Annotated in this window: 24 protein-coding genes; 16 read left to right on the top strand and 8 right to left on the bottom strand. The window is 68.7% G+C overall.

What is annotated here, in order from left to right:
• The first annotated feature begins 6 nt into the window (after positions 1–6).
• From rimI to U1F38_RS05465, 3 genes are read left to right on the top strand one after another with little or no spacing between them, the layout of a single operon-like run.
• Positions 7–492, top strand: coding sequence for a ribosomal protein S18-alanine N-acetyltransferase (gene rimI / locus U1F38_RS05475; RefSeq protein WP_409986044.1), 486 nt, complete (start codon positions 7–9; stop codon positions 490–492).
• Positions 489–1,409, top strand: coding sequence for a uracil-DNA glycosylase family protein (locus tag U1F38_RS05470; protein WP_409986043.1), 921 nt, complete (start codon positions 489–491; stop codon positions 1,407–1,409). The genes rimI and U1F38_RS05470 overlap by 4 nt, the downstream gene beginning before the upstream one ends.
• Complete coding sequence (locus U1F38_RS05465) at positions 1,406–2,923, top strand: MFS transporter (RefSeq protein WP_409986042.1); 1,518 nt, start codon at positions 1,406–1,408, stop codon at positions 2,921–2,923. Before U1F38_RS05470 ends, U1F38_RS05465 begins: the two co-directional genes overlap by 4 nt.
• Here U1F38_RS05465 and U1F38_RS05460 read toward each other — a convergent pair.
• The 4 genes from U1F38_RS05460 to U1F38_RS05445 are packed head-to-tail and all read right to left on the bottom strand — an operon-like array spanning position 2,915 to position 8,179.
• The gene (locus U1F38_RS05460; protein WP_409986041.1) at positions 2,915–3,895 is read right to left on the bottom strand and encodes a patatin-like phospholipase family protein; all 981 of its coding nucleotides are present in this window, start codon (positions 3,893–3,895) and stop codon (positions 2,915–2,917) included. The genes U1F38_RS05465 and U1F38_RS05460 overlap by 9 nt on opposite strands.
• A 13-nt stretch (positions 3,896–3,908) precedes the next feature.
• Entirely contained in the window at positions 3,909–4,589 is a 681-nt protein-coding gene (locus U1F38_RS05455) for an MT-A70 family methyltransferase (RefSeq protein ID WP_409986040.1), read from the bottom strand.
• Positions 4,586–5,179, bottom strand: coding sequence for a BglII/BstYI family type II restriction endonuclease (locus U1F38_RS05450; RefSeq protein ID WP_409986039.1), 594 nt, complete (start codon positions 5,177–5,179; stop codon positions 4,586–4,588). Before U1F38_RS05450 ends, U1F38_RS05455 begins: the two co-directional genes overlap by 4 nt.
• Before the next feature lie 60 nt (positions 5,180–5,239).
• Positions 5,240–8,179 carry a DNA topoisomerase III gene (locus U1F38_RS05445; protein ID WP_409986038.1) on the bottom strand — a complete coding sequence of 980 codons (2,940 nt, stop codon included), beginning with the start codon at positions 8,177–8,179 and terminating at the stop codon, positions 5,240–5,242.
• 81 nt (positions 8,180–8,260) lie between these two features.
• Between U1F38_RS05445 and U1F38_RS05440 the strand changes: the two genes are divergently transcribed.
• The 4 genes from U1F38_RS05440 (at position 8,261) to U1F38_RS05425 (ending at position 11,341) form a co-directional block, all read left to right on the top strand.
• Positions 8,261–8,809: an SET domain-containing protein gene (locus U1F38_RS05440; protein WP_409986037.1), complete on the top strand. Its 549-nt coding sequence runs from the start codon at positions 8,261–8,263 to the stop codon at positions 8,807–8,809.
• Between the two features lie 277 nt (positions 8,810–9,086).
• The gene (locus U1F38_RS05435) at positions 9,087–9,860 is read left to right on the top strand and encodes a biotin--[acetyl-CoA-carboxylase] ligase (protein WP_409986036.1); all 774 of its coding nucleotides are present in this window, start codon (positions 9,087–9,089) and stop codon (positions 9,858–9,860) included.
• Positions 9,860–10,546, top strand: coding sequence for an SPOR domain-containing protein (locus U1F38_RS05430; RefSeq protein WP_409986035.1), 687 nt, complete (start codon positions 9,860–9,862; stop codon positions 10,544–10,546). Before U1F38_RS05435 ends, U1F38_RS05430 begins: the two co-directional genes overlap by 1 nt.
• 132 nt (positions 10,547–10,678) lie before the next feature.
• Positions 10,679–11,341, top strand: coding sequence for a glutathione S-transferase family protein (locus U1F38_RS05425; RefSeq protein WP_409986034.1), 663 nt, complete (start codon positions 10,679–10,681; stop codon positions 11,339–11,341).
• A gap of 228 nt (positions 11,342–11,569) precedes the next feature.
• Here U1F38_RS05425 and U1F38_RS05420 read toward each other — a convergent pair whose 3' ends face one another.
• The 3 genes from U1F38_RS05420 to U1F38_RS05410 form a co-directional block, all read right to left on the bottom strand.
• A complete protein-coding gene (locus U1F38_RS05420; RefSeq protein WP_409986033.1) occupies positions 11,570–13,000 on the bottom strand; it encodes a sensor histidine kinase N-terminal domain-containing protein in 1,431 nt (476 codons plus the stop codon).
• A gap of 221 nt (positions 13,001–13,221) precedes the next feature.
• A complete protein-coding gene (locus U1F38_RS05415; protein ID WP_409986032.1) occupies positions 13,222–13,896 on the bottom strand; it encodes a response regulator in 675 nt (224 codons plus the stop codon).
• Between the two features lie 42 nt (positions 13,897–13,938).
• Positions 13,939–14,430 carry a MarR family winged helix-turn-helix transcriptional regulator gene (locus U1F38_RS05410; RefSeq protein WP_409986031.1) on the bottom strand — a complete coding sequence of 164 codons (492 nt, stop codon included), beginning with the start codon at positions 14,428–14,430 and terminating at the stop codon, positions 13,939–13,941.
• 334 nt (positions 14,431–14,764) lie between these two features.
• On the opposite strand from U1F38_RS05410, the gene recA reads away from it, so the two are divergent.
• The 4 genes from recA (at position 14,765) to U1F38_RS05390 (ending at position 17,323) form a co-directional block, all read left to right on the top strand.
• Entirely contained in the window at positions 14,765–15,814 is a 1,050-nt protein-coding gene (gene recA, locus U1F38_RS05405) for a recombinase RecA (RefSeq protein ID WP_409986030.1), read from the top strand.
• Positions 15,811–15,969: a hypothetical protein gene (locus U1F38_RS05400; protein ID WP_409986029.1), complete on the top strand. Its 159-nt coding sequence runs from the start codon at positions 15,811–15,813 to the stop codon at positions 15,967–15,969. The genes recA and U1F38_RS05400 overlap by 4 nt, the downstream gene beginning before the upstream one ends.
• Before the next feature lie 4 nt (positions 15,970–15,973).
• Positions 15,974–16,456, top strand: coding sequence for a recombination regulator RecX (recX, locus tag U1F38_RS05395; protein WP_409986028.1), 483 nt, complete (start codon positions 15,974–15,976; stop codon positions 16,454–16,456).
• Between the two features lie 315 nt (positions 16,457–16,771).
• A complete protein-coding gene (locus U1F38_RS05390; RefSeq protein WP_409986027.1) occupies positions 16,772–17,323 on the top strand; it encodes a hypothetical protein in 552 nt (183 codons plus the stop codon).
• 32 nt (positions 17,324–17,355) lie between these two features.
• Here U1F38_RS05390 and argC read toward each other — a convergent pair whose 3' ends face one another.
• A complete protein-coding gene (gene argC / locus U1F38_RS05385; RefSeq protein ID WP_409986026.1) occupies positions 17,356–18,270 on the bottom strand; it encodes an N-acetyl-gamma-glutamyl-phosphate reductase in 915 nt (304 codons plus the stop codon).
• Between the two features lie 186 nt (positions 18,271–18,456).
• On the opposite strand from argC, the gene sucC reads away from it, so the two are divergent.
• From sucC to U1F38_RS05360, 5 genes are all read left to right on the top strand, one after another.
• A complete protein-coding gene (gene sucC, locus U1F38_RS05380; RefSeq protein WP_409986025.1) occupies positions 18,457–19,617 on the top strand; it encodes an ADP-forming succinate--CoA ligase subunit beta in 1,161 nt (386 codons plus the stop codon).
• 55 nt (positions 19,618–19,672) lie between these two features.
• Entirely contained in the window at positions 19,673–20,566 is an 894-nt protein-coding gene (sucD, locus tag U1F38_RS05375; RefSeq protein ID WP_409986024.1) for a succinate--CoA ligase subunit alpha, read from the top strand.
• Between the two features lie 147 nt (positions 20,567–20,713).
• On the top strand, positions 20,714–21,400 hold the full coding sequence (locus tag U1F38_RS05370; RefSeq protein ID WP_409986023.1) for a TerC family protein: 687 nt from the start codon (positions 20,714–20,716) through the stop codon (positions 21,398–21,400).
• Positions 21,401–21,424: 24 nt separating this feature from the next.
• The gene (locus U1F38_RS05365) at positions 21,425–22,231 is read left to right on the top strand and encodes a Stp1/IreP family PP2C-type Ser/Thr phosphatase (RefSeq protein ID WP_409986022.1); all 807 of its coding nucleotides are present in this window, start codon (positions 21,425–21,427) and stop codon (positions 22,229–22,231) included.
• A gap of 130 nt (positions 22,232–22,361) precedes the next feature.
• Positions 22,362–22,997 carry an FHA domain-containing protein gene (locus tag U1F38_RS05360; RefSeq protein ID WP_409986021.1) on the top strand — a complete coding sequence of 212 codons (636 nt, stop codon included), beginning with the start codon at positions 22,362–22,364 and terminating at the stop codon, positions 22,995–22,997.
• Positions 22,998–23,047: the final 50 nt, after the last annotated feature.

Here is a 23,047-nt window from a genome sequence, read left to right as displayed (position 1 = left end):
CCGTCCATGAGCGCCTTGCCGTCCACCCTCCACGCCGTGCACGCGCACTTCGAGCCCATGAGCGACGCGCGCCTGGACGCCGTGCTCGCCATCGAGCAAAGCGCCTACAGCCACCCCTGGTCGCGCCGCAACTTCAGCGACAGCATCGCGGCGGGCTATCAACTGCAATGCCTGGTGGCCGGCGCCGAGCTGCTGGGTTACTTCGTCGCCATGGCGGGCTACCGCGAGGTGCATTTGCTCAACATCACCGTCGCCCCCGCGCACCAGCGCCAAGGCTGGGCCCGCGTCATGCTGGACGCGCTGGCGCTCTGGTCGCGCGGGCAGCAGGCTGAATGGCTGTGGCTGGAAGTGCGCGCCGGCAACACCCGCGCCCGGCAGATCTACGAACACTGCGGCTTTGTCCGGGTGGGGCTGCGCAAGGGCTACTACCCCGCCGCCCATGGCCAGCGCGAGGACGCGGTGGTGATGAACCTGCGGCTGGAGGCGGCATGAGTCTGGCGCTGGACGCCCGCCAACGCGCCATGCTCGCCGAAATGGGCGTGCGGCTGTGGGCGCCGCGCGCGCCGGCGGCAGCCCCCGCCCCGGTGGAGTCGCCGCCCGCGCGCGCGGCCCCGGCCCCCAGGGTGGTGGGTGCGCCACCGGCAGCGGCCCCCGCTGCGGCGCCTGCGCCCGTCGCACGCCCGCTCCCGCCAGCCGCCGCCCCGGCACCGCAGCCCGCGCCGGCCAGCATTGCACTGGCGCCCCTGCCCGCCGGCATCGACGCCATGGACTGGCCGGCCCTGCAAGCCGCCGTGGCCACCTGCCGCGCCTGCGGCCTGTGCGCCGGGCGCACGCAGGCGGTGTTCGGCACCGGCAGCCAAACGGTCGACTGGATGGTGGTGGGCGAGGCGCCGGGCGAGACCGAGGACCGCGTGGGCGAGCCCTTCGTCGGCCCCGCCGGGCAGTTGCTGGACAACATGCTGGCGGCCATCGGGCTGTCGCGCCGCGCTGGCGATACTATTCAATCAATAGCTGCCCGCGCAGATTCGACAAGCGCTATCGGCCAAAAACATCAAAAATCCGGCGTCTACATCGCCAACGTCATCAAGTGCCGGCCGCCGGGCAACCGCAACCCCGAGCCCTTCGAGGTGGCGCAGTGCGAGCACTACCTGCGCCGTCAGGTGGCGCTGGTGCAACCCAAGATCATCCTGGCCCTGGGCCGCTTTGCCGTGCAGTCGCTCTTGAACACCACCGAGCCCATCGGCCGCCTGCGCGGGCGCGTGCACCACTACCAGGGCGTGCCGGTCATCGTCAGCTACCACCCGGCCTACCTGCTGCGCGCCCTGACCGACAAGGCCAAGGCCTGGCAGGACCTGTGCCTGGCACTGGCCACCGTGCAAGCCGGCGCGCCGACCCGCGACGCGCCATGACCACGGCGGCGCCCACGCCCGCGCCCGACCCCCGCCAGCGCCGCTGGGTGCTGGCCGGCCTGATGGCCATGATGCTGCTGGCCGCCATGGACACCAACATCGTGGCCACCGCCATCCCGCAGATCGTGGGCGATTTGGGCGGCCTGGCGCTGGTGAGCTGGGTGTTCTCGATCTACGTGCTGGCGCAGACGGTGACCATCCCGATCTACGGCAAGCTGGCCGACCTGCTGGGGCGCAAGCCGGTGCTGATCGGCGGCGCCCTGATCTTTCTGGTCGGCTCGGCAGCCTGCTCGCTGGCTTGGGACATGCACGCGCTGATCGCCTTTCGTGGCCTGCAGGGTCTGGGCGCGGGCGCCGTGATGGCCACCGTCAACACGCTGGCGGGCGACTTGTATGCCGTGCACGAACGCGGCGCCGTGCAGGGCTGGCTGTCCAGCATGTGGGGCATGGCGGCCATTGCCGGGCCGCTGCTGGGCGGCGCGTTTGCGCAGTACGCCAGCTGGCACTGGATCTTTCTGGTCAACCTGCCGATCGGCGTGCTGGCGCTGGGCCTGATTGGGCGCTTTTTGCACGAGCGGCGCCAACTGCGGCGCCCGCGCATCGACGTGGCCGGCGCGGCGCTGGTGCTGCTGGCGCTGGGCGCGCTGATCGTGGCGCTGCTGGAGGGCGGGCAGGCCTGGGCTTGGGGCTCGGCGCCTTCGCTGACCCTGCTGGCCACCGCCGCGTTGGCCCTGGCGGCGCTGGTGTGGGTGGAAGGGCGCGCGGCCGAGCCGGTGATGCCCGGCTGGCTGTGGCGCGACCGCGCGCTGGCCGGCTCCAATCTGGTGATGATCGCCATGGGCTTGGCCATGATGGCGCCCAGCATCTACCTGCCCACGCTACTGCAGTCGGTGCAGGGCCTGGGCGCCATCGCCGCCGGCCTGGTGCTGGCCAGCCTCAGCCTGGGCTGGCCCGCGGCCTCGGCGTTGTCGGCGCGGCTGTACCTGCGCATCGGCTATCGCGACACGGCGCTGCTGGGCGCCGTGCTGGCGCTGGCGGCGGCACTGGGTTTTCGGGCCTTGCCGCAGCCGGTGGGGGCCGTGGTGCTCGATCAGCTGGTGCTGGGCGCGGGCTTCGGCCTGTTGTCCACTGCCTTGCTGGTGGGCGCGCAGTCGGTGGTGGGCTGGCAGCAGCGCGGCGTGGTCACCGGCGGCAACATGTTTGCGCGCTACCTGGGGCAAAGCCTGGGCGCGGCGGTGTTCGGCGCCCTGTTCAACCACGCCATGGGCCAGCGATTGGCGCAGGCGCCGCAGGCGCTGCGTGCCGAACTGCCCGCCGGCGTCGACTCGGTGCTGGCCCGGTTGCAGGGCGGCGCCGCGCCGGCCGCGGTGCAGGCCTGGCTGAAGGGCGCGCTGGCGGCGGCCACCAGCGAGCTGTATGTCGGCATGGCCGTGGCCGCCGTCTTCATGGCGCTGGTGCTGCTGGCGGTGCCGCGGCGCTTTGCCATGGACGGCGCCGCGCCACGCTCAGGCTGAGGGCGGCTGCGGCGGCGGTGGCGCGGACGAAGCGGGCGGGGTGATCAGGCCCAGCTCGGCCAGTTGCGCCAGCACCTCTTCGGTGGCCGCGTGCCCGCCGGCGATTGCCTCGTCGGCGCGGTGAAAGTCCAGCAAACCCAGGTGCGACAGGCGCGGCGCAATCACCGCCTCGGCCGGGTCGCCCGCCATGCGGCTGCGCGTGATACGCACCTGCATCACCTGGATGCTGTCGGACAGCACGCTGAGCAGCGAGGGCAGCGGCAGCGCCGGTTCGGTGCCCCCGGCGTCTTCGGCCGGTGCGCCGCCGTGCGGCCACAGCGCGCCCAGGCCCTGCTGCAGCGACTGCACCCAGGCGCTGCGCGGCGCCGGCGGCTCGGGCGCGCCGGCGTTGCCGCGAAAGTAGCGCCCCAGCTTGTCGTGGTTCAGATCGACCGCGATCACCACGTCGGCGCCCAGCGCGCGCGCCAGCGACACCGGCACCGGGTTGACCAGGCCGCCGTCGGCCAGCAGGCGCCCCTCGCGCCACACCGGGGTGAACAGCCCCGGCAGCGCGAACGAGGCGCGCACCGCATCGGCCACCGAGCCGCTGCGCAGCCACACTTCGTCGCCCGAGTGCAGCGCCGTGGCCACGGCAGCGAACGGCGTGGTCAGCGCCTCGATCGGCCGGTCGTCGAAGTGCGCGCGCATGAAGGCCACCAACCGCTCGCCCTTGAGCATGCCGCCGGCGAGGTTGAAGTCCATGTACGACATCACCTTGCGCCGGTCCATGCTGCGCACCCAGGCCTCGAAGCGGTCCAGCTCGCCCGTGGCATAGGCCGCGCCCACGATGGCGCCCACCGAGGCGCCGCACACCACGTCGGGCCGCACGCCCGCGTCCAGCAACGCCCGCAGCACCCCGATGTGCGCCCAGCCGCGCGCCGAGCCGCTGCCCAGGGCCAGGCCGATGCGGGGTGGGCGTTGAGAGACGGTCAAGGAGCAGGTGGGCTCAACTCAACTCCAGCATGGCTTGCTCGGTGATGCGAGAACCCATGCCGGATGCCGAGTGGTTCTTGTAGGTGGCCCAACTCGGGTGGTAGTCGTCGGCCTGGTTGCCCCAGGTCGTCCAGCCCGGGCGCGAGCCGCGAGCGAACAGCTCCAGAAATGGCCCGGGGCTGCACGCCTCGACGATGTCGTAGAACTCGTCAGGCTTGCGCGAATGCTCGCGTTTTTGGGTCTTGAGGATGTTGACTTGGCGCCGACCCGGCACCAGCGTGCGCGCGTTCTTGCCACGGGTGCCAAACAGCACCAGCTCGGTCGTGTTGCGAAAGTAGAACCCCACGCCGCGGCCATCTGGACCGCCATCCTTGCGAATCTTGTGCCACACCAGATTGGACTTGTACTGAAAGCCCCAGGCCGCCATGACCGCCAAACCTTCCGGCAGCAGGGCGTTGGGCACCCACAGGTACAGGTGTGCGGTGTCCTGCGCGGCGTCGGCAACCGGCAGGGCCTTGATGTCCTCCAGCGTCATCGTCGAATAGCGCGACAGGCGCCGATGCTCGGGCGCAACTTTGCCGGTGCGGTTTTGAAACTGCCAGGGCGGATCGGCCAGCAGCGTGGCGAACTGGCGGCCGTTGATGCGCGCCTGGAAGTCGTCGGCGGCAGCGCGTGCGATGGTGGAGGGGTTCACGGGGTGTCCTCTTCGTAGAGTTTTGGGGTGATGCCGAACACCAGGATGGGGCAGCCACCTCCGCCGCCACCTTCGATGCGTGGCAACAGCTTGGCCATGTGGGTGGTGGACGAACCGAAGCTGGAGCCGCGGCCGAGCCCGTCGAAAATGCCCTGCAGCGCGTCCGCGCGCGTGATGATGACGCCCACGCTGATGGCGCGAAGCTCGAACAGCAGGCGGAAGTTGTTCAGATCACGGTCGAAAAATGGGTCTTTGTTGTTCCACTCGATCTCGAGCGCCACACGACTCTTGACGCAGTCCACCTTGTGCGTTGGCGTGTCGCGCGTGGCATTGTCCACCCGGATTTGGGTGGTGAATTGCTTTTCTTGCCAGCAGCGTGCATACAGGAAGTGGTCGATGTGTTCCGACACCTGACTTTTGCGCCCGCCACCCACCGTGATCCAGCTCTTGCGCAGCCGAAATTGCATGAGCAAGGCACAGATGTCTTGCCATTCATCCGGGAAGTCATGGCGAAGAATGGCGCAAGCGTGCTTCCATTCATGCACCTCATAGTGCTCGCGAATGAAAGCGGGAAGAAGGTCAACGCCCATGGCAAATTACTGTTTATAGATCCAGTTTAATGGAGTCGACAGATGGTGGCAAGGCCATCGTCATGTCAAATGCCCCCCCACGACCCCCGCCAGCTTGAACATGCCCACGCTGTCGGCGCCCAGGATGGGGCGTAGCTTGTCGTCGGCGCGGATGCTGCGCTTGTCCTGCGGGTCTTGCAGATTGTTGGCCTTGATGTAGTCCCACAGTTTTTTCATCACCTCGCCACGGCCGAAGGGGCCGGGGCCGATGACGGCTGCGAGCTGGGGGCTGGGCTTGAGCGTGCCCGCGCGCGGGGTCTTGGGGGTCTTGGCGGCGGCGGCTTTCTTGGCCGGCGCTTTCTTTGCCACGGCTTTTTTGGCTGGCGCGCTTGCTGTGCCAGCGCCAGCAGCTCTTGTTTTGGTAGCGGCTGCAGTTTTGCGCGGCGGGTATTTGCGGCCGCCCTCGCGCGGCTCGAAGGCAAAGCCGACCTTGCCCTCTTCGGCGTTCCAGGCCAGGCGCGCCTTGAAGGGCCGGCGCGTGCGCGCGCTGACAAAGCCCTCCAGCACGTCGGTCTGGCCGCCGGCCAGCAGCTTGCCCATCTGCTCGGGGCTGACGGCCTGCTGCAGGATGACCTGGCCGCTCTTGAAGTCGCAGCTGGGCACGGGCTGGGCGGCGGTGGGCACGCTGCGCTCGCACACGTAGCTCTTGCCGAAGGGCTTGACCGGGCCGCCGCACTTGGGGCAGGCGCCCAGGCTGCTTTCGTGCGACAGGTCCACGATCTCGCCGGTCTGCGCGGCGCGCGCTTCTTCGCCGAAGTCGAACTCGAGCTTGAAGTTGCCGCTCTCGGCATCGCTCACCAGCGCCAGCTCGGCGGTGAAGGGCCAGCCGGCCTTGCTGCGAAAGCCCTCCAGCGGGCCGATGCGGCGCTCGCGCAAGAACGCTTCGGCCTCCTCGGTGGTGAAGGTGCGCCCGCCGGGTGTCTTGGTGAAGGAAAAGCCGCAGCCTTCGCCCTGGCCGTCCACGCCGGTGCAGGCATAGCGGCGGTAGTTTTCCTTGACCACGCCGCCGCAGTGCGGGCAGGGCGTGTGCAGGGTCACGTAGTCGCCGGGCACGCTGTCGCGGTCGAACTCTTTGGCCTTCTTGACGATACGCTCGGTCATGGCGGCGATCTCGCGCATGAAGGCCTCGCGCGAGAGTTGCCCCTTTTCCATCTGCGCCAGCTTGTACTCCCACTCGCCGGTCAGCTCGGGCTTGCTGAGCTCTTCCACCTCCAGCCCGCGCAGCAGCGTCATCAGCTGAAAGGCCTTGGCCGTGGGGATCAGCTCGCGCCCTTCGCGCAGCAGGTATTTTTCGCTGATCAGGCCCTCGATGGTGGCCGCGCGCGTCGCCGGCGTGCCCAGGCCCTTTTCCTGCATGGCCTCGCGCAGTTCGTCGTCGTCGATGGTCTTGCCCGCGCCCTCCATGGCGCCCAGCAGCGTGGCTTCGCTGTAGCGCGCGGGCGGGCGGGTTTGCAAGGCCTTGATCTCGGTCGATTCGTGGCGGACCTGCTCGCCCGGGCGCACGGCGACCAGCGACTTGCCCGTGTCGCCGTCTTTCTTGTCCACCTCGTCATCGGCTTCCTTGCCATAGATGGCCAGCCAGCCGGGCTTGACCAGCACCTTGCCGTTGCTCTGAAAGTTGTAGCTTTGCCCTTGGTGCTCGGCCGTCGTGATGCGCGTGGTGATCTGGTATTCGGCGCTGGGATAAAACACCGCCATGAAGCGGCGCACCACCAGGTCGTAGAGCTTGCGTTCGGCCTCGGACAGGCTGCCTGGCTCTTGCAGCGTGGGGATGATGGCAAAGTGGTCCGACACCTTGCTGTTGTCGAAGATGCGCTTGCTGGGCCGCACGTAGCCCTCGGCCAGCGCCTTTTGGGCGTGCGGCGCCAGGTGGCCTTGGTGGCCGCCGGCCAGCATCTCGAAAGTCTTTTTCGCCACGGCCAGATAGTCTTCGGGCAGGTGGCGCGAGTCGGTGCGGGGATAGGTCAGCGCCTTGTGTCGCTCGTACAGGCTTTGCGCCAGCGCCAGCGTGGTCTTGGCCGAAAAGCCGAAGCGCCCGTTGGCCTCGCGCTGCAGGCTGGTCAGGTCGTACAGCAGCGGGCTGGCCTGGGTGCTGGGCTTGCTTTCTTCGCTGACGGTGCACAGGCGCCCCTGCACGGCGGCGGCAATCGCCTGGGCGCGCGCGGCCTGCCACACGCGGTCGGCGCGCAGCTCGGCGTCGTCGGGGTTTTTCTTCCAGGCGGGGTCGAACCACTTGCCCACGTAGAGGCCGGCCTCGGCGGCAAACGTGGCATGCACCTCCCAGTAGTCGCGCGCCACGTGGGCGCGAATCTGCTCCTCGCGCTCGACCACCACGGCCAGCGTGGGCGTTTGCACGCGGCCCACGGTGGTCAGGAAAAAGCCCCCGCCCTGCGAGTTGAAGGCCGTCATCGCCCGCGTGCCGTTGATGCCCACCAGCCAGTCGGCCTCGCTGCGGCTGCGCGCGGCGTCGTGCAGGCCGCGCATCTGGGCGTCGCTGCGCAGCTTGTCAAAGCCCTCGCGGATGGCCTGTGGCGTCATGCTTTGCAGCCACAGGCGCTGAACCGGCTTGCCCAGGGGTTTGGCGCCGCCGGCGTACTGCTCGATCAGGCGAAAGATCAGCTCGCCCTCGCGCCCGGCGTCGCAGGCGTTGATGAGTGCGCCCACGTCCTTGCGCCGCGCCTGCTTGACCACCGCGTTCAGGCGCGTCCTGGTCTTGTCCACGGGCTTCAAGTCAAAGTGCGGCGGGATCACCGGCAGGTGGGCAAAGCTCCACTTGCCGCGCTTGACGTCGTGGCTTTCGGGCGCCTGGATCTCCACCAGGTGGCCGACGGCGCTGGTGACCACGTACCGCTCGTTTTCAAAGTGTTCGTCGTGCTTGTCGAACTTGCCCGCCACGGGCGTGAGGGCGCGCACGATGTCTTGGGCGACGGAGGGTTTTTCGGCAATGACCAGGGTCTTCATGGGGCTCTTTAGAATTCGGGGTCCTCGCGTGCGCGCGCTCGCGCACGCATGCGTACGAATTCAACATAGCAAAGTTTTTCCGTGGCCCCCAAATCCCCCACACCCAGCACGACCACCCCCGCCGCCGGCCGGCGCATCCAGGTGCGCCGCTCGGGCGTGCACGGCAAGGGCGTTTTCGCGCTGGTGGACATCCCGCGCGGTACGCGCATCATCGAGTACGTGGGCGAGATCGTCAGCTGGGAGGAGGCGCAGCGGCGCCACCCGCACGACCCGAGCGACCCCAACCACACCTTCTACTTTCACATCGACGAAGACCGCGTGATCGACGCGCTGCACGGGGGCAACGCCTCGCGCTGGATCAACCACAGCTGCGCGCCCAACTGCGTGGCCGATGAACGGGACGGCCGCATCTTCATCAAGGCGCGCCGTGCCATCAAGGCCGGCGAAGAACTGAACTACGACTACGGCCTGGTCATCGACGAACCGCTCACGCCCGAGCTGATCGCCGAATACCCCTGCCGCTGCGGCGCCCGCAACTGCCGCGGCACGCTGCTGTCGTCCGACCTGGAAACGGCCGAGCGCGCCGACCGCAAACCGTCGGCGCGCAGCAAGGCCCGCGACCGTCGCTGAACCGATGAGCGCCGCGCGGCCGCCCGAAGGCGCGAAGGCCCCCCTGGGGGGCAGCGGACCGCGCGCAGCGGGGGAGCGTGGGGGCCAAGAGATGAGCGCCGCCCGGCCGTCCGAAGGCGCGAACGCCCCCCTGGGGGGCAGCGGACCACGCGAAGCGGGGGAGCGTGGGGGCCAACTGATGAGCGCCGCGCGGCCGCCCGAAGGCGCGAAGGCCCCCCTGGGGGGCAGCGGACCACGCGAAGCGGGAGAGCGTGCGGGCCTTCATTTCACCTGGCCGGTGCAGGCCTTGCGCGCGCAACTGGCGCCACGGCTGCCGGGCCTGGGCGTGGAGGTGGCGGCGCAGATCGATTCGACCAACACCGAGCTGATGCGCCGCGTGCGCGCCGGCCTGGCCGCGCCCGTGCTGCTGGCCGCCGAGCGCCAGAGCGCGGGGCGCGGCCGCCTGGGGCGCGCTTGGGACGGCGGCGAGCCCGGTGCGACCCTGGCCTTTTCACTGGCCCTGCCGCTGGCCCCGCGCGACTGGTCGGGCCTGTCGCTGGCCGTGGGCTTGTCGCTGGCCGAAAGCCTGCACTCGGCCATCGGCCTGAAGTGGCCCAACGACCTGTGGTGGCAGGACCGCAAGCTGGCCGGCGTGCTGGTGGAGACCGCCGGCGGCGGCGCCGCGCAGGACGGGCGCTGGGTGGTGATCGGCGTGGGCCTGAACCTGACGCCCCGGGCCGTGGCTGGCGCCTCGACCCCGCCGGCCGGGCTGCAGGAGCTGCTGCCCGGCATCGACGCACCCGGCGCCCTGGCGCGCATCGCGCTGCCGCTGGCGCAGGCGGTCCAGGCTTTCGAGCACGACGGCTTTGCCCCGCTGGCCGCGCGCTTCAACGCGCGCGACGTGCTGGCCGGGCGGCCCGTGCGCCTGTCCGACGGCACCGAGGGGGTGGCGCGCGGCGTTGGCCCCGACGGCGCCCTGCAGGTGGACACCGCGCATGGCCGGCGCGTGGTCAGCAGCGCCGAAGTCAGCGTGCGGCCGACGGCGCAGCCGCCCATGGAGGGCGGGCGCTGATGCTGCGCGCCGCCGTGCTGGCCCTGCTGCTGGCCAACGGGGTGTTCTGGGCCTGGTCGCACGGCGCCTTGAGCGGCCTGGGTCTGGGCCCCGCGCGGCCGGACGAGCCCGAGCGCCTGGCGCAGCAGGTGCACGCGCAGGCGCTGCGCCTGGCGCCCGCGCCGGGCGATGCCGCGCCAGCGCCGGCGCGAGCGGCCAGCACGCCCGACACCGCACCCGAAGCCACCGCCGCATCGAGCACCGGCATCTGCCTGCAGGCGGGCCCCTTCGACGAGCGCCAGGCTGGCGTGCTGCGCAGCGCCGCCCAAGCCTTGCCGGCGGGTCGCTGGCGGCTGGACGGCACGGCGCTGCCGGGGCGCTGGATGGTGTACATCGGCAAGCTGGCCGACGCGGACGCCGTGCGCGCCAAGCGCGCCGAGCTGCGCGAGCTGGGTGTGGACACCGACCGCCCCGGCGCGGCGCTGGAGCCCGGCATCTCGCTGGGGCGCTTTGCCAGCGAGGAGGCGGCCACGCGCGCCCTGACCGATCTGGGCCGCAAGGGCGTGCGCACCGCTCACGTGGTGCCCGAGCGGCGCGACAGTTCGGCCTTCATGCTGCGCCTGCCGCAGGCCGACGCCGCCCTGCGCGCGCAGGTGCTGGCGCTGGGCCCCGCGCTGGCGGGCAAGGAGCTGCGCGCCTGCGACTGAGCGGCTGGGTTTTCTCGCGGCGCCCCGCGAGCCGGCCCCAACCCGTGCCGTCGGCCGAACCGGTGCATGCGCACGGTATGCTTGACGGTGCTGTCCTGACCCGTCCCATCACCGCCCTGCAAGGAGACCCGCATGACCCTCAAGCTCTACTACGCCAGCGGCGCCTGCTCGTTCGTGCCGCACACCATGCTTGAGCTGGCCGGCGCCACCTTCGAGCCCGTGCCCGTCAAGCTGCACAAGGACGAGCAAAACAGTCCCGAATATCGGTCAATCAACCCGCGCGGCCAGGTGCCGGTGCTGGTGGTGGACGGGCAGGTCATCACGCAGATCATGGCCATCGTCGCCTGGATCGACAGCCAGTTTCCGGAAAGCGCCTTCATCCCCCGGGATGCGCTGGCGCGCGCCCTCTTCGTCGAGGCGCTGGCGTGGATGAACAACACGGTGCACCCCACGTTCACCCACATCTTCATGCCCTACAAGTTCACCGACGACGCGGCCGCCCAGCAGGCGATCAAGGCGCATGCGCGGGGGCAATACCCCGCGCTGCTGGCCGAGCTGCAAGCGCGCGTGCAGGCCGCGCGCGCCGCCGGCCACGACTGGCTGGGGGGTGCGCACTGCGGCCCGCTCGATACCTATGCGCTGACCCTGCTGCGCTGGGGCTCCATCGCCGGCATCAACCCCGAGGACACGCCTGTCCTGTGGGCTCACGCCCAGCGCACCGCCCAGGTGCCGGCGGTGGCGCGTGCCATGGAGCGCGAGAAGCTGCAACTCAACCTGTACCGCCCGGCAAGCTGAGGCCTGGCGTGCGGGCCGCTTCATCGAACAGCCGGACGCAGAGGACGCAAAGAAATCGCAGAAACCGCAAAAAAATTCAAAATTTTGGATGGAACCTTCGGCGGCCCATGCGGGATAAGTGCCAATCGCTATCAATTTGATAATTTGTTTGGTATTTTCTGCGTCCTCTGCGATTTCTTTGCGTCCGGTTTTCTGTCCTGCCCGTGCGGCCCTGCCCGCCGTCGCCGCTCACCCCGTCCGAAAACGCACCGTGAACAGCGCCCCCGGCGGCTGCTCGCCGGGGTGGGCGTCGTCGATTTGCACGTCGGCGCGGTGCTGGCGCGCGATTTCCTCGACGATGGGCAGGCCCAGGCCCGAGCCGTCCACCCCATTGCCCAGCACGCGGTAAAACGGTTGCAGCACGTGCGCGCGCTCGGCCGGGGCGATGCCCGGGCCGTTGTCCTCGACCTGCAGCACCAGCGTGCCCTGCGCGTGATCGCCGCGCACGCGCGCCGTCACCACGCCGGCGCGCTCGGGGGTGGAATGGCTGTACTTGAGCGCGTTGTCGACCAGGTTGCGCACCATCTCGTGCAGCAGGGTCGGGTTGCCGGGCAGCTGCACCGCGTGCAGCCCGGGCTCGGGGCCGTCGTAGCCCAAGTCGATGTGCCGCTCCAGCGCGCGCGGCACCGCCTCGCGCACCGCCTCCTGGGTGATGAGCGCCAGGTCGCAGGCCTGGCGCGCCAGATCGGCGTTGCTGCCCTCGGCGCGCGCCAGCGACAGCAGCTGGTTGACTGTGTGCGTGGCGCGCATGCTGGCGCGGCCGATCTGCTGCAGCGACTGCTTGAGCTCGGCCTCGCTGGCGCCGGGGCGCTGCGCCAGGTCGGCCTGCATGCGCAGGCCCGCCAGCGGGGTCTTGAGCTGGTGCGCGGCGTCGGCCAGAAAGCGCTTCTGGATGGCGATGGAGTCCTTCAGGCGCGTCAGCAGGTCGTTGACCGAGTCCACCAGCGGCCCCACCTCCTGCGGCACGGCGCCCTCGTCCAGCGGCGACAGATCGTCCGGGCGGCGCTTGCGGATGCGCCGTTCCAGCTCGGACAGCGGACGGATGCCGCGCACCAGCGCCAGCCACACCAGCAGCACCGCCAGCGGCAGGATGGCGAACTGCGGCAGCATCACGCCCTTGATGATCTCGGCGGCCAGCACGCTGCGCTTGTCGCGCGTTTCGGCCACCTGCACCAGCGCCGATCCCTGGGCGCCCTCGACCGCCACCCGCAGCGCGGCCACCCGCACCGGCACGCCGCGGTATTCGGCGTCGCGCAGGCGCGGCTCGCCCGGGTGCAGGCTGGCCTCGGGCGGCGCGGGCAGCTCGCGCGCGCCGGACAGGAATTCGCCCTTGGCGCCCAGCACCTGGTAGTACACGTTGTCGGCCTCGTCGGCGCGCAGCAGCTCGCTGGCCGGTTGCGGCAGCGTGAATTGCAGGCGCTTGCCGGGCCCGACCTGCACGTATTGCGCCAGCACCTGGGCGTTGTCCACCAGGGCGCGGTCAAAGGGCTTGTTGGCCAGGTTCTGCGCCACCAGCCAGGTCAGCGCCAGGCTGATGGGCCACAGCAGCAGCAGCGGCGTAAGCATCCAGTCCAGGATTTCGCCAAACAGCGAGCGCTGGGTGCGCTGGAACAGTTTCATGGGAAACGACAACCCCCAGTCTCCACTCGCTGCGCGATGTTGCGCCCACCCCCTTGCAGGGGGCATCGCCAGTGACCGGGGACACCCCGGCCACGGCGATCGCTGGCACGGCCTGCTCCGCGGCCACTGGTCTTTTTGGGTTTCATGCAATGCGCATGGACGATCCGAATACTTCTAAATCGATAGCGTGTTGACCATGTTTTATGCGCGCCTTGATCAGATCAACCCTGAATTTTCTCCAGGCAGTAGCCCAGCCCCCGCACCGTGGCAATGCGGATCGGCCCCTGCTCGATCTTCTTGCGCAGGCGGTGGATGTACACCTCGATGGCGTTGTGGCTCACCTCTTCGCCCCACTCGCACAGGCGCTCGACCAGCTGCTCCTTGCTGACCAGCCGGCCCGAGCGCTGCAGCAGCACCTCCAGCAGGCCCAGCTCGCGCGCCGACAGATCGATCAGCTTGCCGTCGATGTGGGCCACGCGTCCGGTCTGGTCGTACTCCAGCGGGCCGTGGCGAATCACGTTGCTGGCCGCGCCCATGCCGCGGCGCGTCAGCGCCCGCACGCGCGCTTCCAGTTCGGTCAGGGCAAAGGGCTTGGCCATGTAGTCGTCGGCGCCCAGGTCCAGCCCCTTGACCCGCTCGTCCACGCCGTCGGCGGCCGTCAGGATCAGCACCGGCAGCGTCTGCCCGCGCCCGCGCAGGCGGCGCAGCACCTCCAGGCCATGCATCTTGGGCAGGCCCAGATCGAGGATCAGCAGGTCGAACTCGGTGTTGGCCAGCAGCGCCGCCTCGGCCTCCGAGCCGTTGGCCACATGGTCCACCGCCGCGCCGGTTCCGCGCAGGCTGCGCATCAGGCCATCGGCCAGCACCTGGTCGTCTTCGGCAATGAGGATGCGCATGAAAGCCCTCCTGCGGCAAGGTCGATGAGCGTGTCTCCGCGGCTATTCTAGGGGCGCGTCGCCGGCGTACGCCTCCAGGCCCAGCGCCACCACGGTAGCCACCTCGGCGCCGACGGCGGCGCGAAACTCGGCCTCGGCCTGCGTCACCGCCGCCTGAAAGGCCGCCAGCCAGTCCAGCCCCGCGGGCGTGAAGGCGATGCGCCGCGCGCGGGCATCCAGCGGGTCGGCGCTGCGCGCAACCAGGCCCCAGGCCTCGCATTGATCGACCAGGTCGCCCATGGACTGCTTGGTCAGGCCGGCGGCCTGCGCCAGCTCGGTCAGGCGTGCGCCGGCCAGCGGCAGGTGGCGCGTGATGTGGATGTGCGCGGCGCCCACCTTGTCGCGCGCGGCCAGGTTGGACAGCGCCAGCGGTGCCTGCGCGCTGGCGGCCATCAACTGCAGCACGCGGGAGTCGAAGCGCCGCATGGCGTGGCCCAGCAGGCGGCCCAGGTGCGTCTGGCGCCAGCGCTCGTCGGAGGGGTGCTCTTCCATCATGGTTCAAAGCAGCCGAACGCAGAGGGAGCAAAGATCACGCAAGGGACGCAGAAGAAGAAAATCTTGGATCAATTCAAGCTTTGCCCTTGTGTGACAGGCGCCAAAAGCTATCAATTCAATAGTATTTGAATGGGTTTTTTCTGCGCCCTTTGCGATTCCTTCGCGCCCTCTGCGTTCGGTTTTTCAAGCTGTCAACATTCCCAAGTCCATATGGTAAGGCAAACTGACTTAAAAATCGATTTACTTGGAGCAATGTATTGATATACAGTTCTGTTCAGGCATCCAGTTGTCGCCCGGGCAAACCGACAATTCATTGATTCACAAGGAGAAAACCATGGACATGGCCGTCACCGACAAGAGCGAAAAAGCCAAGGCCCTGCAGGCCGCGCTGGCCCAGATCGAAAAGCAGTTCGGCAAGGGCACCATCATGCGCCTGGGCGAAGGCGAGCAGATCGAGGATATCCAGGTGGTCTCCACCGGCTCGCTGGGCCTGGACATCGCCCTGGGCGTGGGCGGCCTGCCGCGCGGTCGCGTCATCGAAATCTACGGCCCCGAGTCGTCCGGCAAGACCACGCTCACGCTGCAGGTCATCGCCGAGATGCAGAAGCTGGGCGGCACCTGCGCCTTCATCGACGCCGAGCACGCGCTGGACACCGCCTATGCGCAAAAGCTGGGCGTCAACCTGTCCGACATGCTGATCAGCCAGCCCGACACCGGCGAGCAGGCGCTGGAGATTGTGGACAGCCTGGTGCGCTCTGGCGCCATCGACCTGGTAGTGGTCGATTCGGTGGCCGCGCTGGTGCCCAAGGCCGAGATCGAGGGCGAGATGGGCGACAGCCTGCCCGGCCTGCAGGCGCGCCTGATGAGCCAGGCGCTGCGCAAGCTGACGGCCACCATCAAGAAAACCAACTGCACGGTCATCTTCATCAACCAGATCCGCATGAAGATCGGCGTCATGTTCGGCAGCCCCGAGACGACGACGGGCGGCAACGCGCTCAAGTTCTACGCCTCGGTGCGGCTGGACATCCGCCGCATCGGCACCATCAAGAAGGGCGACGTGGCGATCGGCAACGAGACCAAGGTCAAGGTGGTCAAGAACAAGGTCAGCCCGCCCTTCAAGACGGCCGAGTTCGACATCCTGTTCGGCGAGGGCATCTCGCGCGAGGGCGAGATCATCGACATGGGCGTGAACGCCAAGGTGCTCGACAAGAGCGGCGCCTGGTACGCCTACAACGGCGAAAAAATCGGCCAGGGCCGCGACAACGCCCGCGAGTTCTTGCGGGAGAACCCCGACCTCGCCAGAGAGATTGAAAATCGCGTGCGCGAGTCGCTCGGCATCGCCGGGCGACCCGCCGCGGCGCCAGCCGAGGCGGACGAAGCATGAGCTTCGCGCACGCGATTTCGGCGCAGGCTCATTTGCGCGCAGCGCAAGTGAAGCCGCGAAGCGGCGGCCGAAGCCAAAACAAGGCCCGCGAGTCGCTCGGCATCGCCGGGCGACCCGCCGCGGCGCCAGCAGCAGGCGGCGGCGATCAGGACTGACAGCGTGAACGATCCGGCTGCACGCCCCGGCCCGTCTCTCAAGGCGCGGGCCTTGCGCCATCTGGCGGCACGCGAGCATTCACGTGCCGAGCTGGCGGCCAAGCTGGCGCGCTTCGTGACCGAGCAGGACGCGCCAGGCGCCGTGGAGCGCGTGCTGGACGAGCTCACGGCCAAGGGTTTCATCAACGAGGCGCGGGTGGCCGAGTCGCTGCTGCATCGGCGCGCCGGCGGACTGGGCAACGCGCGCGTGTTGCACGAGCTGCGCGCCAAGGGCGTTCCCCAGGAGGTGATCGAAGCCAGCGCCGAGCAGCTGCGCGGCACCGAGCTGGCGCGCGCGCAGGCGGTCTGGCGCAAGAAGTTCGGTCAGCCGCCGCAGGACGCGGCCGACCGCGCGCGCCAGATGCGCTTTCTGGCAGCGCGCGGTTTTGGCGGCGAGGTGGTGCGCCGCGTGCTGAACGGCCTGCCGCACGGGGGCGAAACGCCTTGAAACAAACCAACCCCATGGGTCGCATCGTGCCGTTTCCCTTCTCTCGCGCTGCGCGTGGGAAGGGGGACGCAGCCAGCGTTGCGCGGCTGCCCCGCATGGGCTGCGCCATGGACAGCTGACAGGGAGCCCGCCCTTCTTCGCATCTGCTCGACGTGACATTTGTCGCGAGGGGCGCGGCGCCCTGCTGCGAATCAGCGCAAAGCCATTGACCGCCGCCGTCTTCTGATATCCAATCCGCGCTCAGTCCGGGAGTCGGCGTGAGCGTCCTCGGGCCAGGCGGAACGGCAGCGGCCGACCGTCAGGGAGAGCACAACAATGAACACCGTCTTTGCCTTGAGCCCCAAGGGCCAGCGCGAGTGCGCGGCCGAACACCCCATGCTGCTGCGCGAGCTGCACGAGCTGCTGCGCATGGTCGACGGCCGGCGCACCCGCGCCGACCTGCTGGCCACCGTGGGCAAGAACGCCATCACCATGGGCGGGCTGCGCTGGCTGACGGCCTCGGGCTACATCCATCCCAAGCCGACCGCGACTTTGCCCGGCCTGGGTTCGGACGCCCCGGCCTCGGAGTTGCTGGCCAGCGTGCCGCAGGACTTGTCCTCGCGTGCCGCGTTCTTGAGCCAGCGCGGAGCATTGCAGGTGCGCGAAGCCCTGGCGGACTTCATGCTGCGCTCCATCGAACGCCACCTGGGCGAAGTGGGCGCCCCGTATCGGCGGCGCGTCGAGCGCGCGGCCACGGCGGAGGCCTTGCTGCCGCTGCTCAATCCACTGGTGGAGGCCATTCTGGCGCGTGCCGGCAGCGAGCCCGCGGCCGAGTTTGCCGATGCCGCGGCGCTGCTGTTGCGGCCGCTGGAGCGGCGCACGCAATAACCGCAGGGATTTGCCCCGGACCTTCTGGCCGCTCAGGCGAGGTCCAGCATCAGCTTCAGGTTCTGCACCGCGGCGCCGCTGGCGCCCTTGCCCAGATTGTCCAGGCGCGCCACGGCCACGGCCTGGCCGGCGTCCTCGTTGCCGAACACGCGGATTTCCAGCTGGTTGGTGTTTTTCAGCGCCACGGCGTCCAGCTTGCCCGACTCGTGCGCCGGCTCGACCGTGACCCAATCGCCGCCGGCGTAGTGGGCCGCATAGATGTCGTGCAGCCGCCCGGCGCCGGGCCGGCCGGGCAGCAAGTCCAGATGCAGGGGCAACTCCACCAGCATGCCCTGGTCGAAGTTGCCCACGGCGGGGATGAAGATCGGGCGGCGCGTGAGGCGGCCGTATTTCATGATCTCGGGCAGGTGCTTGTGCTTGAGGCCCAGCGCGTACAGCTCATAGGGCGGCGCGTGGCCGGCCTCGTAGGCCTCGATCATGGTGCGTCCGCCGCCGGTGTAGCCGCTGACCGAGGGCAGTGTGACCGGGTAGTCGGGCGGCAGCACGCCGGCGTCCACCAGCGGGCGCAGCAGCGCGATGGCGCCGGTGGCGTAGCAGCCCGGGTTGGCCACGCGCTCGGCGGCCTGCACGGCGGCGCGCTGCCCGGGCGCGAGTTCCGGAAAGCCGAACACCCAGCCGGGCGCCACGCGGTGCGCGGTGCTGGCGTCTATGATGCGGGGCTTGCCACCCGGCAGCGCGTCGATCATCGCCACCGTCTCGCGCGCGGCGTCGTCGTGCAGGCACAGGATGACCAGATCGACCGTGGCGATGATCTCGCGCTTGGCATCCGGATCCTTGCGGCGCGCCGGGTCGATGCTGACCACGCTCACGCCGGCCACGCCTTGCAGCCGGTCGCGGATCTGCAAGCCGGTGGTGCCGGCCTCGCCGTCGATGAAGATTCGTGCCATGCGCGCGGTCCTTGGGTCTTGAGCAAATTGCACCGCACCTGACAGGGGCCAGAAAGCCTGACACGCTGCCATTGGTGCGCCGCAGCATGATACATTCACGGAGCCATTCGGTTCCCGCATGCGCGCCGTGCCCGCCACCTCGATGCGGCAGACGCGGGTGTTCCCGTTTCACTCCGAGAGATCCTCATGAAAATCCACGAGTACCAGGGCAAGGAGATCCTGCGTCAATTTGGCGTGCCGGTTCCCCGCGGCATTCCCGCGTTCACCGTTCAGGAGGCCGTCGAGGCGGCGCAAAAGCTGGGCGGCCCCGTGTGGGTCGTCAAGGCGCAGATCCATGCCGGCGGTCGCGGCAAGGGCGGCGGCGTGAAGGTCGCCAAGACCATTGACGACGTGAAGGCGCTGGCCGGCCAGATCCTGGGCATGCAGCTGGTCACGCATCAGACCGGCCCCGAAGGCCAGAAAGTGCGGCGCCTGTACATCGAAGAGGGCGCCGACATCCAGAAGGAATACTACCTGTCCGTCGTCACCGACCGCGAGACGCAGAAGGTGGCCTTCATTGCCTCCAGCGAAGGCGGCATGGACATCGAGGAAGTGGCGCACAGCACGCCCGAGAAGATCATCAAGGTGTTCGTCGATCCGCTCACCGGCATGACGGCCGCGCAAGGGCAGGAGCTGGCGCGCGGCGTGGGCATGCCCGCCGGATCGGTGGCGCAGTTCGTGGACGTGTGCCAGAAGATCTACAAGTGCTACATGGACACCGACGCCAGCCTGGTTGAGATCAACCCTCTGAATCGCGACGGCAAGGGCAATATCATCGCGCTGGACGCCAAGTTCAATTTCGACAGCAACGCCCTCTTTCGCCATCCCGAGATCGTGGCCCTGCGCGACCTGGACGAGGAAGACCCGGCCGAGGTGCAGGCCAGCAAGTTCGATTTGGCCTACATCAGTCTGGACGGCAACATCGGCTGCCTGGTCAACGGCGCCGGCCTGGCCATGGCCACCATGGACACCATCAAGCTGTTTGGCGGCGAGCCAGCCAACTTCCTGGACGTGGGCGGCGGCGCCACCCCCGAGAAGGTCACCGAGGCCTTCAAGATCATGCTCAAAAACCCCAAGGTCAAGGGCATTTTGGTCAACATCTTCGGCGGCATCATGAAGTGCGACACCATCGCCACCGGCGTGATCACCGCCAGCCGCGCGGTCGATCTGAAAGTGCCGCTGGTGGTGCGCATGAAGGGCACCAACGAAGACCTGGGCAAGAAGATGCTGGCCGAGAGCGGCCTGCCCATCATCAGCGCCGACACCATGGCCGAGGCGGCCACCAAGATCGTCGCGGCCGTCAAATAATGACCTTGGGGACAGACCTTCAGCGCTGTCCCCAACTGACTAGGTAGGACACATCATGTCGATTTACATCAACAAGAACACCCGCGTCATCACCCAGGGCATCACCGGCAAGACCGGCCAGTTCCACACCGAGAAGTGCCAGGAATACGCCAATGGCAAGGCCTGCTTCGTGGCCGGCGTCAACCCCAAGAAGGCCGGCGAATCGATCTTCAGCATCCCCATCTACGCCTCGGTGAAAGAAGCCGCCGCGCAGACCGGCGCCACCGTCAGCGTGATCTACGTGCCGCCCGCGGGCGCCGCCGCCGCCATCTGGGAAGCCGTGGAGGCCGATCTGGACCTGGCCATCTGCATCACCGAGGGCATCCCCGTCAAGGACATGCTGGAGGTGCGCAACCGCATGAAGGCCAAGGAGGCCCAGGGCGGCAAGAAAACCCTGCTGCTGGGCCCCAACTGCCCCGGCCTGATCACACCCGACGAGATCAAGATCGGCATCATGCCCGGCCACATCCACAAGAAGGGCCGCGTGGGCGTGGTCAGCCGTTCCGGCACGCTGACCTATGAGGCGGTGGGTCAGCTCACCGAACTGGGCATTGGCCAGTCTTCGGCCGTGGGCATCGGCGGCGACCCGATCAACGGCCTCAAGCACATCGACGTGATGAAGGCCTTCAACGATGACCCCGACACCGACGCCGTGATCATGATCGGCGAGATCGGCGGCCCGGACGAGGCCGACGCCGCGCGCTGGTGCCAGGCCAACATGAAGAAACCCGTGGTCGGCTTCATTGCCGGCGTCACAGCGCCTCCGGGCAAGCGCATGGGCCACGCCGGCGCGCTGATCTCGGGCGGCGCCGACACCGCCGACGCCAAGCTGGCGATCATGGAAGAATGCGGCTTCAAAGTCACGCGCAACCCGTCGGAGATGGGCAAGCTGCTCAAGGCACTGCTCTGATCGAGCGGCATCGACTACGCAGTTTTACGCACGCGCATCACCGGCGCTTGCGCTAGACTGCGCCGTTCATAGCGCTTACGCCTGCCAGACGGTTCGCCTGCGCAGGCTTTTTTTGCACCCGCAATCGACGGGCCACGGAGACACCGCATGGAGATGCTGCAAACCCCTGAATTCTGGGTTGGTCTGGTCAAGATCATCTGGATCAACATCATCCTCTCGGGTGACAACGCCGTGGTCATCGCGCTGGCCGCGCGCTCGCTGCCCCCCGCGCAACAGAAAAAAGCGGTGTTCTGGGGCGCCGGCGCGGCGGTGGTGCTGCGCATTGTGCTGACGGTGGTGGCCGTTGAGTTGATGACCCTGCCTTTCCTGCAAGTCGTGGGGGGCCTGTTGCTGCTGTGGATCGGCGTGCAACTGCTCAGTGACGACGAGGAAGATGAGGGCGAAGCCAAGGAGTTCGGCAGCATGGCGGCCGCCATTCGCACCATCCTGATTGCCGACCTGGTGATGAGTCTGGACAACGTGATTGCGGTGGCCGCCGCCGCGCAGGGCAATTTCGCCCTGCTGGTCATTGGCCTGGCGATCAGCATCCCGCTGGTGATCTTCGGCAGCACCTTGATGATCAAGCTGATGGAGCGCTTCCCGGTCATCGTGGTGCTGGGCGCGGCGCTGATCGGCTGGGTGGCGGGCGAGACCATCGTGGGCGACGTGATGCTGGAAGGCACGCTCAAGGGCAACCCCTGGCTGCACTACGGCGCGGCTGTGGCCGGCGCGGTGTTCGTGGTGGTGGTGGGGCGCTGGCTGGCGCGGCGTGGCCAACGGGCCGAGGCAAGCTGAGCAGCAGGAAGCAAGCCGCTGCCCATGAGCAACGCCACGCCGTTCGCGGAAGCTCGATTCGCAGCCCTGACCGATGTCGGCTGCGTGCGCACCAACAATGAAGACGCCGTCGCCGTGGATGAAACCCGTGCGCTGGCGGTGCTGGCCGACGGCATGGGCGGCTACAACGCCGGCGAGGTGGCCAGCGCCATGGCGGTCGAGCGCATTGGCGCCGAGCTGGGGCGCTGGCTGGATCAGGCCACGGCCGACACCACGGCGCACCAGGTGCTGCACGCCATGGAAGACTGCACCGACCGTGCCAACCGCGCCATTTTCGAGGCCGCCAACACCCACGCCGACTGTGCCGGCATGGGCACCACGGTGGTGCTGGCGCTGCTGTGGCGCGACCAGGTGCTGGTGGGCCACGTGGGTGACTCGCGCGCCTACCGCTGGCGCAAAGGCGTGCTCACCCAACTCACGCGCGATCACTCGCTGCTGCAAGAGCAACTCGACGCCGGCCTGATCACGCCCGAGCAGGCGGCGCACTCCGGCTATCGCAGCTGGGTGACGCGCGCGCTGGGCGTGGAAGACACCGTGCTGCTCGAGACCGCCCAGCACGCCTTGCTCCCGGGCGACGTGTTTTTGTTGTGCTCGGACGGCCTGACCGAGATGGCCGGCGATGCGCAGATCGCCGCCGTGCTGGGTGCGCCCGAACCCTTGGCGGAGCAGGCACGCCAGCTGATCGAGCTGGCCAGGGCGGGCGGCGGGCGCGACAACATCTCGGTGATCCTCATTCAACCCGGCCAAATGACAAAAAAGTCAGGAATGGTCGGGAAATGGTGGAAGAAATAATTACATAACGCGCTGATTCACGCTATCTTCCTGCGACCCAAAATCAAGAATCTGATGCAGGCGCGGTCTGCATGCCCGGCGATGCCGGGGTGTTTGCTGTTCGCGCCGATCGTCCACAGGGAGTGAGCCCATGCCCAAGTTGATCGTCACGATCGACGGAGTCGTCGTCAAGGAAGTGCAGTTGACCAAGGACCGGTCAACCATCGGCCGCCGGCCGTACAACGACGTCGTGGTCGATCACCTGGCCGTCAGCGGCGAGCATGCGGTCATTCAGGTGAGCGGCGATGCAGCCCAGCTGGAAGACTTGGGCAGCACCAATGGCACTTTCGTCAACGGCCGCGCCGTGCGCAAGCACACGCTGGGCGATGGCGATGTGATCGAGATCGGGCGCTACAAGATTCGTTACCTGACGGGCAAGCCCGGCGCGGCCGCGGGCGATGCGCCAACATCCGAGATCGGCAGTCTGGACAGCAGCTTGTCCGGCCTGCCTTCCGAGCCGGCAGCCACCGGCGCGCGCGTGCGGGTGCTCACCGGCGCTTCGGCCGGGCGCGAGCTGTCCCTGACCAAATCCGTCACCACCTTCGGCAAGCGCGGCGTGGCCGTGGCCGCCATTCGTCAGGGGATGCATGGCTACGAGCTGGTACACGTGGAGGGTGCGCACCTCCCCCGCGTCAACGGCGTGTCGGTGGAGGACGGCCCCATCGGCCTGAAAAACCGCGACCAGATCGCCCTGGGCAACGTGCGGCTCGAGTACCTCGATTCGTGACCCAGCGCCGCCGCGCGCCGGCGCGGTGCGCGGGTTTGTGCAGGGCCGCA

It is taken from the genome of Ottowia sp., from assembly GCF_046348305.1.
Lineage (GTDB): Bacteria > Pseudomonadota > Gammaproteobacteria > Burkholderiales > Burkholderiaceae_C > Ottowia.
The sequence above is the reverse complement of the archived record's forward strand: the minus strand, read 5'-3'. Positions and strand labels throughout refer to the sequence as shown.

Coding starts and splice junctions, on each gene's coding strand:
- U1F38_RS05410 (WP_409986031.1), bottom strand. CDS start 14,430: ATGATGGAAGAGCACCCCTCCGACGAGCGCTGGCGCCAGACGCACCTG.
- sucC (WP_409986025.1), top strand. CDS start 18,457: ATGAAAATCCACGAGTACCAGGGCAAGGAGATCCTGCGTCAATTTGGC.
- U1F38_RS05465 (WP_409986042.1), top strand. CDS start 1,406: ATGACCACGGCGGCGCCCACGCCCGCGCCCGACCCCCGCCAGCGCCGC.
- U1F38_RS05415 (WP_409986032.1), bottom strand. CDS start 13,896: ATGCGCATCCTCATTGCCGAAGACGACCAGGTGCTGGCCGATGGCCTG.
- U1F38_RS05420 (WP_409986033.1), bottom strand. CDS start 13,000: ATGAAACTGTTCCAGCGCACCCAGCGCTCGCTGTTTGGCGAAATCCTG.
- U1F38_RS05430 (WP_409986035.1), top strand. CDS start 9,860: ATGCTGCGCGCCGCCGTGCTGGCCCTGCTGCTGGCCAACGGGGTGTTC.
- U1F38_RS05470 (WP_409986043.1), top strand. CDS start 489: ATGAGTCTGGCGCTGGACGCCCGCCAACGCGCCATGCTCGCCGAAATG.
- U1F38_RS05365 (WP_409986022.1), top strand. CDS start 21,425: ATGAGCAACGCCACGCCGTTCGCGGAAGCTCGATTCGCAGCCCTGACC.
- argC (WP_409986026.1), bottom strand. CDS start 18,270: ATGGCACGAATCTTCATCGACGGCGAGGCCGGCACCACCGGCTTGCAG.
- U1F38_RS05450 (WP_409986039.1), bottom strand. CDS start 5,179: ATGGGCGTTGACCTTCTTCCCGCTTTCATTCGCGAGCACTATGAGGTG.
- rimI (WP_409986044.1), top strand. CDS start 7: ATGAGCGCCTTGCCGTCCACCCTCCACGCCGTGCACGCGCACTTCGAG.
- U1F38_RS05370 (WP_409986023.1), top strand. CDS start 20,714: ATGGAGATGCTGCAAACCCCTGAATTCTGGGTTGGTCTGGTCAAGATC.
- U1F38_RS05445 (WP_409986038.1), bottom strand. CDS start 8,179: ATGAAGACCCTGGTCATTGCCGAAAAACCCTCCGTCGCCCAAGACATC.
- U1F38_RS05425 (WP_409986034.1), top strand. CDS start 10,679: ATGACCCTCAAGCTCTACTACGCCAGCGGCGCCTGCTCGTTCGTGCCG.
- U1F38_RS05390 (WP_409986027.1), top strand. CDS start 16,772: ATGAACACCGTCTTTGCCTTGAGCCCCAAGGGCCAGCGCGAGTGCGCG.
- U1F38_RS05360 (WP_409986021.1), top strand. CDS start 22,362: ATGCCCAAGTTGATCGTCACGATCGACGGAGTCGTCGTCAAGGAAGTG.
- U1F38_RS05400 (WP_409986029.1), top strand. CDS start 15,811: ATGAGCTTCGCGCACGCGATTTCGGCGCAGGCTCATTTGCGCGCAGCG.
- recA (WP_409986030.1), top strand. CDS start 14,765: ATGGACATGGCCGTCACCGACAAGAGCGAAAAAGCCAAGGCCCTGCAG.
- sucD (WP_409986024.1), top strand. CDS start 19,673: ATGTCGATTTACATCAACAAGAACACCCGCGTCATCACCCAGGGCATC.